General features: G+C 68.9%; 13 protein-coding genes and 2 pseudogenes. 11 read left to right on the top strand and 4 right to left on the bottom strand.

All coding sequences use genetic code 11. The features are described from left to right. The 3 genes and pseudogenes from H0X00_RS10580 to H0X00_RS10590 all read left to right on the top strand — a co-directional run. Positions 1-220: pseudogene (locus H0X00_RS10580) on the top strand (2-phospho-L-lactate transferase); the annotation flags it as partial. 229 nt (positions 221-449) lie between these two features. Then, the gene (locus H0X00_RS10585) at positions 450-1,484 is read left to right on the top strand and encodes an LLM class flavin-dependent oxidoreductase (RefSeq protein WP_293769815.1); all 1,035 of its coding nucleotides are present in this window, start codon (positions 450-452) and stop codon (positions 1,482-1,484) included. A 109-nt stretch (positions 1,485-1,593) separates the two neighbouring features. Continuing rightward, positions 1,594-2,157: a transposase gene (locus H0X00_RS10590; protein WP_293769816.1), complete on the top strand. Its 564-nt coding sequence runs from the start codon at positions 1,594-1,596 to the stop codon at positions 2,155-2,157. A gap of 236 nt (positions 2,158-2,393) precedes the next feature. Here the strand turns inward: H0X00_RS10590 and H0X00_RS10595 are convergent. Then, positions 2,394-3,212 (bottom strand): annotated as a pseudogene (locus tag H0X00_RS10595) (transposase); the annotation flags it as partial. 973 nt (positions 3,213-4,185) lie between these two features. On the opposite strand from H0X00_RS10595, the gene H0X00_RS10600 reads away from it, so the two are divergent. The 3 genes from H0X00_RS10600 (at position 4,186) to H0X00_RS10610 (ending at position 7,999) form a co-directional block, all read left to right on the top strand. Then, on the top strand, positions 4,186-4,548 hold the full coding sequence (locus H0X00_RS10600) for an MBL fold metallo-hydrolase (protein WP_293769817.1): 363 nt from the start codon (positions 4,186-4,188) through the stop codon (positions 4,546-4,548). A 432-nt stretch (positions 4,549-4,980) separates the two neighbouring features. Continuing rightward, entirely contained in the window at positions 4,981-6,744 is a 1,764-nt protein-coding gene (locus tag H0X00_RS10605) for a DUF1800 domain-containing protein (RefSeq protein WP_293769818.1), read from the top strand. A gap of 13 nt (positions 6,745-6,757) precedes the next feature. Further along, complete coding sequence (locus tag H0X00_RS10610) at positions 6,758-7,999, top strand: DUF1501 domain-containing protein (RefSeq protein ID WP_293769819.1); 1,242 nt, start codon at positions 6,758-6,760, stop codon at positions 7,997-7,999. A gap of 64 nt (positions 8,000-8,063) precedes the next feature. Here the strand turns inward: H0X00_RS10610 and H0X00_RS10615 are convergent, their stop codons facing one another. Further along, complete coding sequence (locus H0X00_RS10615; RefSeq protein WP_293769820.1) at positions 8,064-9,221, bottom strand: acyl-CoA dehydrogenase family protein; 1,158 nt, start codon at positions 9,219-9,221, stop codon at positions 8,064-8,066. Positions 9,222-9,325: 104 nt separating this feature from the next. After that, complete coding sequence (locus H0X00_RS10620; RefSeq protein WP_293769821.1) at positions 9,326-9,565, bottom strand: hypothetical protein; 240 nt, start codon at positions 9,563-9,565, stop codon at positions 9,326-9,328. Between the two features lie 117 nt (positions 9,566-9,682). On the opposite strand from H0X00_RS10620, the gene H0X00_RS10625 reads away from it, so the two are divergent. From H0X00_RS10625 to H0X00_RS10635, 3 genes are all read left to right on the top strand, one after another. After that, entirely contained in the window at positions 9,683-10,249 is a 567-nt protein-coding gene (locus H0X00_RS10625) for a TetR/AcrR family transcriptional regulator (RefSeq protein ID WP_293769822.1), read from the top strand. A gap of 62 nt (positions 10,250-10,311) precedes the next feature. Continuing rightward, the gene (locus H0X00_RS10630) at positions 10,312-11,148 is read left to right on the top strand and encodes a polysaccharide deacetylase family protein (protein WP_293769823.1); all 837 of its coding nucleotides are present in this window, start codon (positions 10,312-10,314) and stop codon (positions 11,146-11,148) included. A gap of 35 nt (positions 11,149-11,183) precedes the next feature. Beyond that, positions 11,184-11,963, top strand: coding sequence for a 4'-phosphopantetheinyl transferase superfamily protein (locus H0X00_RS10635; RefSeq protein ID WP_293769824.1), 780 nt, complete (start codon positions 11,184-11,186; stop codon positions 11,961-11,963). 19 nt (positions 11,964-11,982) lie between these two features. On the opposite strand, the gene H0X00_RS10640 is transcribed toward H0X00_RS10635, so the two are convergent. Continuing rightward, positions 11,983-13,083 carry an ATP-binding protein gene (locus H0X00_RS10640; RefSeq protein WP_293769825.1) on the bottom strand — a complete coding sequence of 367 codons (1,101 nt, stop codon included), beginning with the start codon at positions 13,081-13,083 and terminating at the stop codon, positions 11,983-11,985. 340 nt (positions 13,084-13,423) lie between these two features. On the opposite strand from H0X00_RS10640, the gene H0X00_RS10645 reads away from it, so the two are divergent. Together H0X00_RS10645 and H0X00_RS10650 are read left to right on the top strand one after the other, a co-directional pair. Further along, positions 13,424-15,160, top strand: coding sequence for an ABC transporter ATP-binding protein (locus H0X00_RS10645; protein ID WP_293769827.1), 1,737 nt, complete (start codon positions 13,424-13,426; stop codon positions 15,158-15,160). A 74-nt stretch (positions 15,161-15,234) separates the two neighbouring features. Continuing rightward, the gene (locus H0X00_RS10650; RefSeq protein ID WP_367186546.1) at positions 15,235-17,124 is read left to right on the top strand and encodes an ABC transporter ATP-binding protein; all 1,890 of its coding nucleotides are present in this window, start codon (positions 15,235-15,237) and stop codon (positions 17,122-17,124) included. Positions 17,125-17,369 lie beyond the last annotated feature (245 nt).

Raw genomic sequence — 17,369 nt, forward strand, 5'->3', positions numbered from 1 at the left:
GAGCCGGGCGGCCCTGCTCGCCGCGCGCGGCCTGGCGGCCGACGCCCCGGCCGTGGCCGGCCTCTACCGCGACTTTTGTCGGCGGTTCGTCCTGGACCAGGCTGACGCCGACCGGGCGGACGATGTCCGCAGGCACGGGCTCGAGCCGGTCGTCGTGCCGACCCTGCTGCACCGTGGTGCCGACCCCGGACCGCTGCTCCGGGCCCTGCTGCCGGGCTAGGGTCGTCGTCCGTTGGAGCCGCCCACAAATCGATGGGCCCGTATTCGTGGTCAGCTCCATTGTAACGCCGGTCTCACCCGCGAACGATGGGCGTAGCACCGCACGGCTGACGTGCGCGCAGCGGAGCAGGCCAATGAAGCTCTTGGAGTCCCCACCGGCAAGGCCTTCCTACCGCCCGTTCAATGTCTTGAGCCATCGCACCTCCGATTGAAAGTTCAAAGGAGATGGAGTGCCCTCTAACGAGCCGCGAAAGTACTGGGGCGCCGTTGCTCCTGTCGCGCCGGCAGCGACCATCGCCGAACAAGCCCGGCAACAGGAGATCGCTGGCCTCTACGGAACTCTCGCACTTCAGGTATACGGGCCTCCGTGGATTTCGCTCACTGCTGCCGCGACTTCTACAAGCAAGCTCCAACTGATGTCTTGGGTAGCGCTTGCTTTTACACGAAGTCCGTTTGAGACCGCCATGGCTGCGATAGATGTCGACCGAATTAGCGATGGTCGATTCGTGCTTGGCCTTGGCCCAACGGTTCGCTCTTTCAGCGAGGGCATATTCGGATGCCCGGGTTACGGTAAGCCACTGGAGCACCTTAGAGAAACAATTGATGTGATCCGTTTGGTAACTCAGAAAGCACATACCGGTGAACTGAAGACTTTCAAGGGCAAGTATTACTCTTTCGACTGGAGCGAATTCCAAGGTTCGGCCCCGCCATTACGGGTCGACATACCGATCTATTTGCCAGCTGTGGGTGGTCCGATGATCGAGATGGCGGCAGAGATTGGCGATGGACTCATCGGCCATCCGGTCTGGTCAGTCCCGTGGGCTACCGAGACTGTACCGGGCCATGTGGCGAGAGGGCTGACAAGAGCGGGGCGAAAGCGGTCTGATCTGCATGTATGTTTGGCGTTTTATGCCACACCGAACTACGACCGTAAGCAATCTATTGAAGACGCTCGCGGTTGCACCGCCTTCTACGCTGGCGTCGAGCAATATGAGAAGTATTACGTAGCGCACGGATACGGCGCCGAGGCGAAAGCAATGCAAGAAGGGGTCAAGCGTCAAGATTATCAGGGAGTTGCATCGTTAGTCTCAGACGAGATGGCCAGCACTTTCGTGCTGACCGGAACGCCCGAGGAAGTGCGGGCGAAAATCGAACCGGCATGGCGTTTTGCCGACTCCATAGCTATTCTTCCCCCCGTGCTTACGCTTACACCCGAGAAATCAGCAGCGTACTTCGAGACGATAATAGAGAAGGTCTGTATGTAAACTGGTCAGGTTAAATCCGTCGCGAAAACTTCCCCGGTTCGAATCCTGGATCTGCCACCAGCTGGGTCGTCAGACACCTGACCTGCATCGATGGGTAAGGGGCTGATCTTTGTCGGTCGGGGTGGTGCGACACGCGGCGGACCGTCCGCCGCGTATTCGCGGCGAAATTTGGGCTTTCTGGGAGCTGGCCCTGGCCCGCACCGGCGCTGACCGGTCCCAGATCCACGCCAAGCTCTACACGTTCTACCGCTGGTGCGCGCGCGCCGAGATCGAGGAGCTGACCACGCTGGCCAGCACGGTCGAGACCTGGTGGCCGGCGATCGCCGCGTTCATCGACACCGGCATCACCAACGCCCGCACCGAGGGCATCAACCTCGCTGATCAAGCAGGTGAAACGCTCTGCTTGCGGGTTCCGCAACGTGGAGAACAGCCACCGGCGGATACGGTTGCACGCGACCCGGAAACACCGGGCAGCAACAGCGGCATCAAGAGCATTGTCCGCTCAACTTTGACGAGCCACTATGTGCGGATCTCCCCTCCTTCAGCGACGGGAATCACCACGCGAGCACCGGCCGCCGACGGAGTGCTCGCTGGGGTTTCATTCAGTCGCACGCTCGCCGTTACCGCATCGTCGGCTCCGACGCAGTCCCACCGTCCGGGCGCAACGCGCTGACGTGGTCCTCCTTCAACTGCACGCACGCCGGGCCGGCAGTTGGGGTGGGCCGATGGCGGCGGCGACGCCGACCAGCGCCCAGCTCCGTGCGGTGCCACGAGCGCACCGCCGAGCAACAGCGTCACCGCCATCATCCGTCCCGACCTCGCAGCACGAGAGGATCCCGCATCCGTTCTCAGATCGGAGGTTGTCCCGAGTTCCGTGGAACTTCGGCGGCGGCCCGGATGATCGTCAGGCTACGTTGACGGTCTCATCATGACGGTTGGCACCGACAGTTGCGGTGCTCTGTCGAGCGTGTCGCGTAGGTCGCGCAGGTGCAGGTGTCCGTTGATGCGGCGGAACTGCTTGCCGGCCTCGACCATGCCTGCGGCGCACCAGCGCAGGGCCATCTGTTCGTCTCGCCAGTTCTTGACTGGCCCTGACAGGGTGGGGCCACTTCGAGCCTTGGCACAGCCACTTGCGTTGGTCGACTTGTCCCGGCAGATGGAGATCATCGACTCGATCGCGTTGGTCGAGCGCATCGTGCGGGCCAAGGTGGGCGGCAGGTCCAAACGCAGCACCGTCAGCGTTTCGGCCATCCCCTCGCGCAGGGACGCGGCCGCGCCGGGATGGGTCTTGTCCAGCTCGGCGGCCAACGCGGTCAGCGCGGCCTCGGCTGTCAGGGCGGACTCGGCATGGTAGGCCCGCCGCATCCGCTTCTGCACCACGCTGCGCAGCCGCTCGGGGAGCTTGTCGCGCACGTTGCGGATCTTGTGCTCCTGGCAGCGCTGGATGACGGGGTGGTCGAACACCTCGACCACGGCGGCGCGCAGCGCCGTGCAGCCGTCCAGGATCGGGCGGGTGACATCCAGACAGCGCTCGCGCAGCCCGACCAGCAGATCCCTGACCAGGGTGGTGTTCTCAGTCGATCCCTCGACCAGCGCGAGGGGGTGCTTGGTCCCATCGATACCGATCCCCAGGGCCACCACGCAACAGTGCTCGGCGAAGTGCACCCCATCGATCATCAGTGCCACCACGTCCAGCTCGCTCAAGTCCGCGGCGATTAGAAGGCGCGAGGTGTCGAACCTGTCCGCGTTCACCGGCCAACCGCTCGCCTGACGTCGAGCCGTCGCATGGGCGCGTGTAGCAACGCGTGTAGCAACGCGGACGTATCCACCGGGTCCGCCAGTATCCGCCCAGGCTGTGACCTGGGCATATGAATATCTCCGGACCCCGGGGGACCCCTCCGCGAGACTACGGATCATGTGGGTTGTCAGCCAGACTCGGATTGGGCTGGTCGACGCTCGGTGTCACGGCGATGTCACATCGCCCGTCCGGACCGTAAGGATCGTTGCGGAGCGCGAGGGATCGTGGCGGACATATCGCTCCAGCTCAGAGCAATGTGGCGAACTGGGGTGGCCGGGCGCGGACCCTAGACACGAAACTTGCGATCGAGCGCTGAGACCGGAAATTTGGTGCGGCGACCGATACGGGTTGAGGCTCGCGCGCGGCCGGCTCTGTCAATGGATCTGTCAATGAACGCAGTGCATACCCCGCCACAACAGACACACATTCCTGCCGGATGACCCCACTGACCTGCACAAACACCGCAGGCCGCCCGGCTCCGGCTCCTCGGTGTCCGCCGGCTGACAGCCGCGAGGTCACCACACCCGGTCGGGGAAGGGGGGCGGCGCCCGGTCGCCGTTGCGGGCACGGGCACCCAAGCGCAACGTCGGTGGCGTTGGACCCCAACCCATCCCGTCTCAGTTTCCGTCTCATTCGCCTGCGTCCGGGCCCGTCCGCAGTTGGCCGGATCGCGTTCTCCCACGCTTGGAACACGCTCGCGGATGGTCCTGAACAACGCCGGCCAGACTTGGAAAGCGTGTTGGGGGAAACCCCTCCGGGGTTCAAATCCCCGATTCTCCGCCAGAGCTGTCGAACGCCGGGTGTCCACGGGGCACCCGGCGTTCGCCGTTCCAGCCTTCGAGGACCTACGCCGGCAGCGAACCCGCTGGTCCGGGGCCTGGCCGCGCGGCTAGCTTTCGGCACATGGACCTGATCGAGGTCGTTCCCGCCCTGCACCTGGTGCCCTTGGGGATCAGCAACGCCTACCTCTGGCACGACGCGGCCGGGACGATCCTGATCGACTCCGGCCCGCCCGGCAGTGCGCCCGCGATCCAGGCGGCGATGTCCGAGCTCGGCCTGCCTCGCGAGGAACTCCGCCGCATCGTGCTGACGCACTTTCACGACGACCACGCGGGCGCGACCGCCGAGCTCGCCGCGTGGTCCGGTGCCTCGGTGGCGCTCGGTGCGGCCGACGCGGACTTCGTCCGCCATGAGACGCCGGGTCCGGACCCGGACTTCACCGCCTCCGAACGAGAACTGCACACCGTGGTCGCCGGTGGGCTGTAGGACTTGCCCGGATTGCGTGCGGCGTACTTGGGCGCCTTGACTCCCAGGCACTCGTACAGAGCCGCGTCGAACTCGTCGTCGGACGCGTCGCGGGTGGCCATCTCCATCACGAAGCTCGGCAGATCACTCTGCGTCAGAATGGCCGCCTTTCCGAGCCTTTTCGCTGCCGCCTTACTGATCGAGAGCTGGGCGGCGTCACCACCCGCGGCCTCAGCTGGGACCGATGCGGCCAGCAGACAGGGTGGAGAGGCATCCCACCATCAGCACTGCACGTACACGCATGAGAATCTCCTCCGCTCGGGCCCGTTCGTCGGCGACACCCGACCGGGGCACGAAACGCCACCCTACGGACGCGACACGAACAGTCGGCGACTACCGGGCGAAGCGACGGCCCACCGTCAAGTAGGGACTTTGGTCCTCCGAAGCCAGTGCATGACCTCGATGCTGGACCGGCGGAATGTCCTCACCCTGGCCGCGTTGGTGGGCGCCGCCACCGTCGCCGGCAGCACCGATGCCGAGGCCGCGCAGGCCGCCACCCCGGTGACGCTCAAGCCGAAGAAGCTGACCCCCAAGCAGCGGCGCGCACGCAGGCGCCGGATCGCCAGGAGGAAGGCCGCGGAGGAGGCGAAGAAGCCGACGCCCACACCGAGCCCGACCCCCACGCCCGCACCGACTCCCACGCCGACGCCGAGCCCCACGCCGAGCCCCACGCCCACTCCCACGCCGACTCCGACGCCCACTCCGACGCCGCTACCGGCCACGGACGCCTTCACGGTCCACCTGCTGCGCCGCACCACCTTCGGCATCACGCCCGGCCTGCTCGCCGACGTGAGCAACGACGGCGGTGCGCAGGCCTGGCTGGACCAGCAGCTCAATCCCATCGCCATCGCGGACCTCGCGTTGACCCCAGTGCTAGCGCGCTGGCCGCTGGCCGACGCGGACCCGCCGGCTGTCGTCGCCGCCGGGGACTTCGGGCACTGGGAGGCGATGGAGGACCTCGTCCGCGCCACGCTGGCCCGCCAGCTGTGGTCGAAGCGGCAGCTGTTCGAGGTGATGGTCGAGTTCTGGTCGAACCACCTCAACATCACCTGCCCGAGCAGCGAGGTCTGGTCGGGAAAGTCCTGGGACGACAAGAACGTCATCCGCGCGAACGCGCTCGGCCGCTTCGAGGACATGCTGCAGGCCTCGGTCAGTTCCCCGGCGATGCTGATGTATCTGAACAACGCCCAGTCGCGCGGTTCGGACCCGAACGAGAACTACGCCCGCGAGCTGCTGGAGCTGCACACCGTCGGGGTCAACGCCGGCTACGACCACGACGAGATCGTCGACGTCGCCCGGGCGTTGAGCGGGCTGACCCTCTGGGACCCGTGGAACGGCGGCACCGTCGCGAACTACGGGACGTTCCGGTTCAACGCCAACTGGCACTACGTCGGCGCGGTCTCGGCGCTGGGCTGGTCCCACCCCAACACCACCAAGGCCGGTGGCCTCACCGTCGCCCGCTCGCTGATCACCTATCTGGCCAAGCACGCCTCGACGGCCCATCAGATCGCCCGCAAGCTCGCGGTCCGCTTCGTCTCCGACAGCCCGCCGCAGGGGCTGGTCGACCGGTTGGCCCAGGTCTATCTCGACAACGACACCGCGACCATCCCGGTGCTGCGCGCGCTGTTCGCCTCCGAGGAGTTCGCCGCCTCCACCGGTCAGAAGACCCGCCGGCCCGGCGAGGACCTGGTCGCGGCCTGGCGGGCGGTCGGCGTCGAACCCAACCCGGCCTCCGCGGATCCGGACGGTGCTGTGGCCGGTCTGCGCTGGATGCTCTATGAACTCGGCAACGCCCCCCTCGGCTGGGCGCCACCGAACGGCTACCCCGACGTCGCGTCCGCCTGGGGCGGCGCGGGACGCACGTTGTACCGCTGGAACGCGCACATCGCGACCACGGGGCAGTGGTGGGACGAAGGGGTCATCTGGCCCGACCTGGCCGACCACCTGCTCGACGGCGCGACCCCGGCGAGCCGTGGCGCCCTCATCGACAAGCTCATCGCGACGCTGCTGCCCGGTCAGCAGGTCGCGACCGCGCACCGCAACGCGATGGTCGCCTTCCTCGGCGCGGACGGCCGGATCCGGGACGGCGACACGACCTGGCTGTTCCCCGTGCTCGTCGCCGTCGTCCTCGACAGCCCCTACTGGAGTGTCCGATGAGCAGCTGCCGAGAGTGCCACGAGTCGGGGTCGTTGACCCGGCGCCGGTTCTGCAGGCGATCGGGGTCACCGGTGCGGCCGTCGCCGCCTCGCCGATGCTGTCGGCCCGCGCCGCCTTCGCCGCCGACCCCTATACCGGACCGATCCTGCTGGTGATCTCCCTACGCGGCGGGATGGACGGGCTGAGCCTGGTGCCGCCGATCGGCGACGCCGACTACGCCCGCAAGCGGCCCAACATCGCGGTGCCGGCCGCCACGGCCATCCCGACCGGCAACCGGACCTTCGGGATGCACCCCGCCCTCGCGCCGCTGCAGCCGTTGTGGGCCGGCGGAAAGCTCGCCTTCGTCCACGCGGTCGGCTCTCCGGATTCGACGCGCAGTCACTTCTCCGCCACCGACGAACTCGAACGGGCGGCGCCGGGCACCAGTATCCGCACCGGCTGGCTGGACCGTGTTCTCGGCGTGGCCGGAACAGGCAGCACCTTCGAGGCCGTCGCGCTCGGCTCCGGCGGCGCACCGCGCCTGCTCTCCGGACCGTCCAACGCCCTCGCCGTGGACTCGCTCGAGGCCTTCGAGCTCCAGTCCCTCGACTGGGTCGGCCCGCGGCTCACCACGGTGCTGCGCACCCTGTACAGCAACGCGGACCTGCCGTACGCGGCCGCCGCCACCACGACCCTGGATGCCCTCGACACCGCAGCCGCGGTGCTCACCAACCACGGCGGCCCGCGCAACAGCGCGGTCTACCCGGAGAACAGCCACCTCGGCGGGGCCCTGGCCGACGCCGCCGCGCTCATCCGTGCGGACGTCGGCCTGCAGGCGCTCGCCGTCGACGTCGGCGACTGGGACATGCACAGCGGGCTGGGCAACGCCGGCGAGGGCGAGTTCGCCGCCAAGGCCGGCGAGGTGGCCGCGGCCATTGCCGCGTTCGCCACCGACCTCGGCACCGCCTTCAACCGGATCACGGTCGTGACGTTGAGCGAGTTCGGGCGGCGCGTGGAGGAGAACGGTAGCGGCGGCGTCGATCACGGCTTCGGCAACGCCGTGTTGCTGGCCGGTGGCGGCCTGGTCGGAAGCACCGTCCACGGCACGTGGCCGACCCTGGCCGACGCCGAGCTCGACCAGGGCGATCTGGCCGGCACCACCGACTTCCGCAACGTGCTCGGCGAGTACCTGGTCAAACGGGCCGGTCTGACGACCAGTCAGTTGGCGACCGTCTTCCCCGGCATCACACCCCAGTTCGTCGGCGCCTTCAGCTGACCGCGTCAGGTGGGAAGAAGCGAACGCCGGGCACCCCCGTGGTGCCCGGCGTTCGTCCCACTCGTCAGCGCAGGCCGTAGGTGGAGGAGATGATCTCGCGCTGGATCTCGTTCGTGCCGGCGTAGATGGTCGGGGAGATGGCATCGCGCAGGTGGCGCTCCATCTCGTACTCGGTGGCGTAGCCGTAGCCACCCATCAACTGCACGCCCTCGAGCGCGATCGTCTTGGCGGTCTCGGTCACCTTGACCTTGGCCATGGAGGTCAGGCGCACCAGGTCCTGCGGGTCCCCGAGGCCGTGGTGGGCCTGATACACGGTGTCGTAGGCCAGGCTGCGGGCCGCCTCCAACTCCAGAGCCAGCGTGGCGATCCGGTGCCGCACCGCCTGGAAGGTGCCGATGGTCTGGCCGAACTGCGAGCGCACGCTCACGTAGGCCAGCAGGTCGTCGAAGGTCCGCTGCGCCATCCCGATGCCTTGCGCGGCACACACCAGGCGTTCGCCGTTGAGCCCGGACATCAGCTGGTTCCACGCGCCGCCGCGGTCGCCGACCAGCGCGTCCTCGCCGATGAAGACGTCGGTGAAGAAGATGTCGTTGACCTCCTTGCCGCCCATCGTCGAGATCGGGCGGACGTCGACGCCGGGGGCGCCCGCCGGCACCTCCAGCATGGACAGGCCCTTGCGCGGGTTGTCCTCGCGGTCGGTGCGGACGGTCACCAGGATCGCGTCGGCGAAGTGCGCGTCCGAGCACCAGGTCTTCTGCCCGTTGATGCGCCAGCCGCCGTCGACCTTCTCGGCCTTGCAGGAGATGCCGGACAGGTCGGAGCCGGCGCCGGGCTCGGAGATGCTGATCGAGAACAGCGTCCCCTCGGTGATCCCGCCGAGCACGCGCTTCTTCTGCGCCTCGGAGCCGAAACGCTTGTAGATGCCCGCGCAGGTGTGTGAGGTGCCGGCGCCGTGCACCGGCGCCATGCCGTACCAGAGCTCCTCGAAGAACAGGAACTGCTCGATCAGGCCGCCGCCGCTGCCGCCGTGTTCCTCGGGCAGTGAGACGCCGATGTAGCCGGTGGCCGCGAGCTTGCGGTACAGCTCCGGGCTGTGCGACTCCAGCCCGTTCTGGGTGTAGGAGTCGCGCTGTTCCTTGGTGCCGACCTCGCGCCGGCAGAACGCCCGCACGGCCTCGGCGAAGTCCTCCTGCTCGGAGGTGAACCGCCAGGACTTGGCCACGCCTGCTCCCTTGATAAAGATACAGCGAATCTCAATATTCGCGGCGCGGGCGGCCGGTGTCAATCACGGGGCCTCAGGCCGGCGCGAGCCCGGCGAGCCGGAGGTCAAGCAGGCGCTCCGGTGGCTGCCTCGAAGGCGGACCGGAGCGAGGCGGCGACCTCCTGGATCGCCTTGCGCCCCGCGGGGATCACACCGGCCAGGCCGACGAAGCCGTGGATCACGGTGAGACTGACCGTGGAGTTGCGCGGCGCCTTGCCTGTCGCCGAGATCGTCGAATCCACACCGGCCGGCGGAAGGCTCGGCTCGCGCGGGCGGGCGTGCCGTGGTGGGCTCGGCACCTTCACCTGGCCGCCCCTCAATGAGACGCTACGTCTCGTTGTACAATGAGACGCAGTATCTCAATCCGAGGGGCTGCCTGTCACGTGAGGTCGATCACCAGATCGAGCCCGCCTGCGGGATACGTGTCTCCCCGGGTCGAACGGACCCGACAGCGCGCCCTGTGGGCCGGTCGGGAAATCCTGCTGAACGAGGGTTGGGATGCCCTGAGCCAGGCCCGCGTCGCCGAGGTCGCGGGGATCGGCCGGGCCACCGTCTACCGGCACTGGCCGGACCGGATCGCCCTGCTGCAGGACATCTGCACCGCCGAGGCCACCCGGGTCCACACCGTCCCGACCGGTGATCTGCGCCGCGACCTCTGCACCGAGCTGGAGACCTTGCGGCGGGAGTTCACGGAGAACGGCTTCGACAAGGTCGTGGTGGCGCTGACCGACCGGTGCTTCTGGGAGCCCGAGCTCGTCCCGGTGAAGCAAGCGGCCGTCAAGCACGGCACCGCGACCGTGCGCCAGATCCTCACCGACGCCGTCGCGCGCGGCGAGCTGGTGACCGACCTCGACCTCGACGAGGCGATCGGTGCCCTCGCCGGACCGCTGCTGTACCGCCACCTGTTCGCGGGCGGGGACGTCGCGGATGAGGCAATTGCCCGGTCTGTCGCGGACTTTCTGACGCTGCGTCGGTCTGGCCGCACGTAACGGACCGAGCAATTGGCGCAATCCCGTTCCAGGCAACGGCGTGCTGCCTCACCATGTCGATCATGGACACCCCTGCCGAGGAGTCCCAGGATCTCGGCGCACACGAAGAGGCCGGCGCCGCCTCGCGCCGCTCGTTCCTGCGCATGGCCGGCGCCGGCGTCGCCGGCACCCTCGGCGCGGGCGCGATCGCCGGTACCGCGGTCGGGGTGGAGCACTACAGCGACACCGCGAGCGCCCGCCGCCGCGGTGACGGTGCGACGGTCGCCACGTTGTCCAGCGCGACCAGCATCAACGTGCTCTGGCGGGCCAGGACCGACCGCAAGGTGATCGCGCTGACCTTCGACGACGGCCCCAGCGCGGAGCACACCGAGCGCCTGCTCGATGAGCTTCGCGAGGCCAAGGCCCGGGCCACCTTCGCCGTGGTCGGCCGCAACGCCGCGCAGTTCCGGGACCTGGTGCGCCGCCAGCACAACGACGGCCACGAGGTGGCCAACCACACCTGGAACCACACCGACCTGAGCCTGCACGAGTACGACCGGTGCAAGCGCGAGCTCTCCCGGACCGACGAGCTGGTCGCCGACCTGACCGGGTCCCCGACCGCCGTGATCCGGCCCCCGTTCGGGCGGGTCAACGGCCAGCTGCTGCAGTACGCCGCGCAGACCGGGCAGAAGGTCGTGCTCTGGGACATGCGCCTGCTCGAGGACCAGTTCGACGCCGCCGGCAACGCGGCCTACGTGCTCGACCACCTGCGCCCCGGCACCGTGGTGCTCGCCCACGACGCCGGGCTGACCAAACGCAAGGTTGGCATGGCCGCGATCCCAGGGATCCTGGCCGGGGCCCACAAGCTCGGCTACGAATTCGTGACGGTCAGCGAGATGTTCGACCTCGATGGAGCCTGACGACCCATCAGATCGGGAAGCCTTAAGCTCGACCCGTGACCTTCCCCGAGCCGCTGCGGTTGCCTACCGACGAGGTCCACGTCTGGTGGGCGCACGCGCGGCCCCGCGCGGCGGAACTCCTCGACTTCCTCGACCCGATCGAGTCCACCCGGCACTCCGCGCTGCGCCGGGCCGCCGACCGGGACCGCTTCGCCTCCGCGCACGTGCTGGCCCGGGTCGTGCTGGCCGCCTACGCGCCCAGCTACGTCGACGACGTGGCGATCCGGGCGACCTGCAAGCTCTGCGGCGCCGACGGCCACGGCAAGCCGGCCCTGTGGGACACCGATCCGCCGTTCACCTTCTCCTACGCCTACGCCGGCGCCCGGGTGGGCGTCGCGGTGGCCCGGGTTCCGGTCGGGCTGGACGTGGTGATGATGAGCGATGCCGACGAGGCCACCCGGGTCGCGGCGCTGGCCCCGGCCGAGTCGGCGGCGCTCTCCGAGCGCCCTTCGCCCGAGTGGCCGCACGCAGTCACCCTGACCTGGGCGCGCAAGGAGGCCCTGCTCAAGGCCACCGGCGACGGGCTGTCGGTCCCGCTGGCCGATCTGGTGGTGAGTGCGTCCGACGCCGATCCCGCCCTGGTGGCCTGGGCCGGCGGGCCGGAGATCAAGCACGTCCAGCTCGCCGACCTCGCCCCGGGCGCCGGCCACGTCGCCGCGCTCGCGCTGATCACGGCAGACGCGATCTACCCCGAGCAGAACCTGCCCTACACGGTGATGGAGTTCGACGGGGAGCCGTTGCTGGCGGCGGCAGCCGAGCCGCCGTCGATCGCCTGATCCCCCACCTGACCGGGCGTCAGGCAGAGCCGGCCAGCACCGCGGGGCCCAGTTCGAACAACAGCCGCGCTCCGATGGCCTCGACGCCGTCACCGAGAACGAATCGGCTCTCACCAGCGTGCACGACCACCAACCGGTCCAGGTTCAGATCCACCCGAGCATGGCGGATGGACGGCGTCAACCGCGGTTGATCGGTCCGCTTGATCTCAACCCCGACCCGGGCGCCACCGACCTCGACCAGCAGGTCGAGCTCCGCTCCGCCGTGTGTTGACCAGAACCAGGGATCTCGCACCTCCATGGCCAGCAGTTGTTCCAGAACGAAACCCTCCCAGCTTGCCCCCACTTTGGGATGCCCCCACAGGGCGCCCGCGTCTGCGATACCGAGTAGACGGTGCAGCAGCCCGCTGTCCCGGACATAGACCTTGGGTGACCTGACCTGGCGCTTGGAGATGTTCGCGAACCACGGCTGCAATTGGCGGACGACCAGAGCGTCCGTAAGGGCGTCCAGGTATCGGCGCACGGTGGGCTCAGACACCCCGATTGCCCGGGCCAACTCCGCGCCGTTCCAGGTCTGTGCGTGAAAGTGGGCGAGCATGGTCCAGAACCTGCGCATCGTCGTGGCCGGAATCCGTACGCCGAGATTGCCGAGGTCGCGCTCGAGGAACGTGCTGATGTAGTCGTCGCGCCAAGCGGCCGAGTTCTCTTCCCCGTCGGCCAGATAGGACCTCGGGAGTCCTCCTCGCATCCACAGGTCGTCCGTCCGGGCCGTCCCGACGTCGGAGACGCGGAACCCTGCGATCTCGACCAGCGCCACCCGGCCCGCCAGGGACTCCGACGCCAGGCCGACCAGGTCGGGCGAGGCGCTGCCGAGCACCAGGAATCGGCCGGGCCGGTCGTCGGCATCGGCGAGAACCCGCAGGATCGGGAACAGATCCTGTCGCCGCTGCGCTTCGTCGATGATCACCGTGCCGGCCAGCCCGGGAAGGCTCAGCGTCGGTTCCCCCAGCCGGGCCAGATCCCGCGGGTCCTCCAGGTCGAACACGTTCGAGGGCGGAACGTCCGCGACCGCGCGCGCGAGAGTCGATTTCCCGGCTTGGCGGGGCCCGGTCAGCAGCACCACCGGGGATCGTTGAAGCGCTGCCCGCAAGGCAGCGATCTCGTGAGGTCGAGGGATCACAGTCGCAGCATACCATGAAAATCGAACATCAACTGTTAGATTTTCATGGACAGGCGACGTTAAGCGTGGCGGCAAGCAGGTCGGCCAGCAGCGGGCTGGCCCGGGTGCGGACCGGACAGGTCGCGGCGACCGCGTTGATGCGGCTCCGCTCGGAGTCGGGCCGGAACCGGCTGCACGCCGCCTGAGGTGGGCCGAGGTGCTGCCAGGCACAAACCCGGTGGGCAGTCGTCAGGGTTGCCAGGCAGACTTCCCGGGTGCCGAGGACGATTCGCGGGGGGCGGGCTTGCTGATCCCCCTGCTCCGCGAACACCTGCGGCCCTACCGGCGGCTCCTGATCGCGGTCGTCGCCCTGCAGTTCGGGTCGACGCTGGCCGCGCTCTACCTGCCGACGCTCAACGCCGACCTGATCGACAAAGGCATCGTCGCGGGCGACACCGGGCACATCATGCGGGTCGGCGCGGTGATGCTCGGCGTCACCGCGATTCAGATGCTCGCAGCGATCGCGGCGGTGTACGTCGGGGCCAGGATCGCGATGTCGGTCGGCCGGGACCTGCGGGCCGGGGTGTTCGGCCGGGTGCAGACCTTCTCCGGTGAGGAGATCGCGCGCTTCGGCGCCCCGTCGCTGATCACCCGCACGACGAACGACGCCGGGCAGGTGCAGGCGTTCCTGCTGTTGGCGTTCACGATGGCGGTTCCGGCGCCGGTCTCGGCGATCGGCGGCATCGCGCTCGCGCTGCACCAGGACGTCCCGCTTTCCTCGGTGTTGCTGGTCGTGCTGCCGCTGCTGGTGCTCAGCGTCGCGGTGATCATCCGGGCGATGCGCCCACTGTTCCGGCAGATGCAGGTCGGCATCGACTCGGTGAACCGGATCCTGCGCGAGCAGATCACCGGCGTGCGGGTGATCCGCGCGTTCGTCCGCGACGAACACGAGAGCGACCGGTTCAGCCGGGCGAACGCCGACCTGCGCGAGGTGTCCCTGGGCACCGGCCGCCTGCTGGCGATGATGTTCCCGATCGTGCTGTTGGTGGTGAACGCCGCGAGCGTGTCCGTGCTGTGGTTCGGCGGGCACCGGATCGACGACGGCGGGATGCAACTCGGCGCCCTGACCGCGTTCCTGTCCTACCTGATGCAGATCCTGTTCGCGGTGATGATGGCGACCTTCACCCTCTCCCAGATGCCGCGGGCGGAGGTCTGCGCGGAGCGGATCACCGAGGTGCTGGCCACCGAGGCGACGGTGGTGGTGCCGACCGACGGCGTCACGTCGATGCCGACACCGGGGGGCCTCGAGCTGCGCGGGGTCGACTTCCGCTTCCCCGGGGCCGAGCAGGCGGTGCTGCACGGCGTCGACCTGACCGCGGTCCGCGGCGGGGTCACGGCAATCGTCGGCGGCACCGGGTCGGGCAAGTCGACGCTTTGCACGCTGATCCCCCGGCTGGTCGACCCGAGCGCCGGGGCGGTGCTCGTCGGCGGGGTGAACGCCCGCGAACTCGACCCGGCCGCGTTGGCCCGTGCCGTCGGCTACGTCCCCCAGCGGCCGTTCCTGTTCTCCGGGACGGTGGCGACCAACCTTGCCTTCGGACGGCCGGACGCGACCGAGGACGAGATGTGGGCGGCCCTGACGACCGCGCAGGCCGCGGACTTCGTCCGGGCGATGCCGACGGGGCTGCAGTCCCCGATCGCCCAGGGCGGGTCCAACGTCTCCGGCGGTCAGCGCCAGCGCCTGGCCATCGCCCGAGCGCTGATCGCGCGCCCCGACCTCTACGTCTTCGACGACGCGTTCTCGGCGCTGGACAACGCCACCGACGCCGCGCTGCGCGCCGCGCTCGTGCCGTGGACCGCGGGCGCGACCGTGCTGATCGTCGCGCAGCGGGTCGGCACGATCCGGAACGCAGACCGGATCGTCGTCCTCGACGGCGGCGCGGTGGTCGGCACCGGAACCCACGAAGAACTGGTGGCCGGCTGCGGCTGCTACACCGAGATCGTGCTCTCGCAGCTCAGCGCCGAGGAGGCGGCCAGATGACCGCCCCTGCGCGCGGACCGGCGCCGCCCGAGGGCCGCCAACCCGGTCCCACCCAGGCTGCCGCCCTGCTCGCGATGCCGGTCGAGAAGTCGCTGAACTTCACGGCGTCCAGCAAGCGACTGCTCAGGATGATGCGCCCGGAGCGGGTGCTGGTCGCGATCGCCGTTGCCCTCGGCACTCTCTCCGTCAGCCTCAGCGTCCTCGGGCCCTACCTGCTCGGCAAGGCCACCGACGTGGTCGTGGGCGGCGTGATCACCAAGGACCTGCCCGCGAATCTGACGGATGATCAGGTGATCGCGCAGCTGGAGCAGTCCGGGCGCGGCGAGCTGGCCGATCTGGTCCGGCACGTCGACGCGACGCCCGGGCAGGGCGTGGACTTCACCAAGCTCGGCCACCTCCTGCTGATCGCCCTCAGCGTGTACGCGCTCGGCGCACTGTTCTCGCTCCTGCAGGGCCGGCTGGTGGCCAACATCGTGCAGCGGCTGGTGTTCCGGCTGCGGGCGCAGACCCAGAGCAAACTGGAGCGACTGCCGCTGCGCTACTTCGATACCCACCCGCGCGGTGAGATCCTCTCCCGCGCCACCAACGACATCGACAACGTCGCTCAGACCCTGCAGCAGTCCATGAGCCAACTGCTCACCTCGCTGCTCACCATCATCGGCGTGCTGTCGATGATGTTCTGGATCTCCCCGCTGCTGGCGCTGGTCGTGCTGATCAGCGTCCCGCTCTCGATCCGGGTCACCAAGGCGATCGGCAAGCGCTCGCAACCGGAGTTCATCAAGCAGTGGTCGACCACCGGGCGCCTCAACGCCCATGTCGAGGAGATGTACACCGGCCACGCGCTGGTCCGCGCCTTCGGCCGCAGCCCGCAGTCGGCACAGATCTTCGCCGAGCACAACGATGAGCTCTGCCGCTCCTCGTTCAAGGCCCAGTTCATCTCCGGGGTGATCGGCCCGACGATGCAACTGATCGGCAACCTCACCTACGTCGTCGTCGCGGTGGTCGGCGGTCTGCGGGTGGCCAGCGGCTCGCTCTCCCTCGGCGACGTGCAGGCCTTCATCCAGTACACCCGCCAGTTCTCCATGCCGGTCACGCAGGCGGCGTCGATGGCGAACCTGCTGCAGTCCGGGATCGCGTCCGCCGAACGCGTCTTCGACCTGCTCGACGCCGAGGAGCAGAGCGCCGAGCCCGCGCCGGTGCCGCGCACGGAGCGCACCCGCGGCGCCGTCGAGTTCGAGAACGTGCACTTCCGCTATATCGAGGACCGGCCCCTGATCGAGAACCTCTCGCTGTCGGTCCCCCCCGGCGCGACCGTCGCGATCGTCGGCCCGACCGGCGCGGGCAAGACCACGCTGGTCAACCTGCTGCTGCGGTTCTACGACCTGGACGCCGGCCGGATCACGATCGACGGCGTCGACATCGCGACCCTGCCCCGCCCCCAGGTCCGCTCCGACATCGGCATGGTCCTGCAGGACACCTGGCTCTTCGGCGGCACGGTCGCCGACAACATCGCCTATGGCCGCGACGGGGTCGGCCGGGACGAGGTGGTCGAGGCCGCGAAGGCGACCCACGTCGACCACCTGGTCCGCACCTTGCCCGACGGCTACGACACCGTGCTCGACGCCGACGGCGCCGACCTCTCAGCGGGCGAACGCCAGCTGGTCACGATCGCCCGCGCGTTCCTCGCCAACCCCCCGATCCTCGTGCTCGACGAGGCCACCAGCTTCGTCGACACCCGAACCGAACTTCTGATCCAGCGCGGCACCTCGACCCTCTCCCAAGGCCGGACCTGCTTCGTGATCGCCCACCGCCTGAGCACGATCCGCGACGCCGACGTCATCCTCGTCATGGAAGACGGCCAGATCGTCGAGACCGGCACCCACGCCTCCCTCATCGCCTCAGCCGGCGCCTACGCCCGCTTGTATGAGGCCCAGTTCGCGGCGCCCGCAGCCGAAACCGGCTGAGCAACGGGCCCCCACTCCCCCGATAGTGCAGTTGAACACGGGTTTCGAGCCCGAGACCGGTGTCCAACTGCACTATCGGGGCAGTAGGGCGCCCCGCGAACCTGCCTCAGATCGCGACGATCGCGGGGTAGGCCGGCCTCCACATCGCCGAATGAATCTGCTGGACCAAGTCGGAGAGGTCGGCCTGGGCCAGGCCTTCCTTCTCGGCCGCCTGCGCGACCGCGGCGGCGACGGCGGCCGAGACC

Source organism: Sporichthya sp., assembly GCF_013815995.1.
Lineage (GTDB): Bacteria > Actinomycetota > Actinomycetes > Sporichthyales > Sporichthyaceae > Sporichthya.

Bases quoted from the DNA above. Each gene is read 5' to 3' on its own strand.
- H0X00_RS10605 (WP_293769818.1), top strand. From the start codon at position 4,981: ATGACCTCGATGCTGGACCGGCGGAATGTCCTCACCCTGGCCGCGTTG.
- H0X00_RS10630 (WP_293769823.1), top strand. From the start codon at position 10,312: ATGGACACCCCTGCCGAGGAGTCCCAGGATCTCGGCGCACACGAAGAG.
- H0X00_RS10650 (WP_367186546.1), top strand. From the start codon at position 15,235: ATGCCGGTCGAGAAGTCGCTGAACTTCACGGCGTCCAGCAAGCGACTG.
- H0X00_RS10600 (WP_293769817.1), top strand. From the start codon at position 4,186: ATGGACCTGATCGAGGTCGTTCCCGCCCTGCACCTGGTGCCCTTGGGG.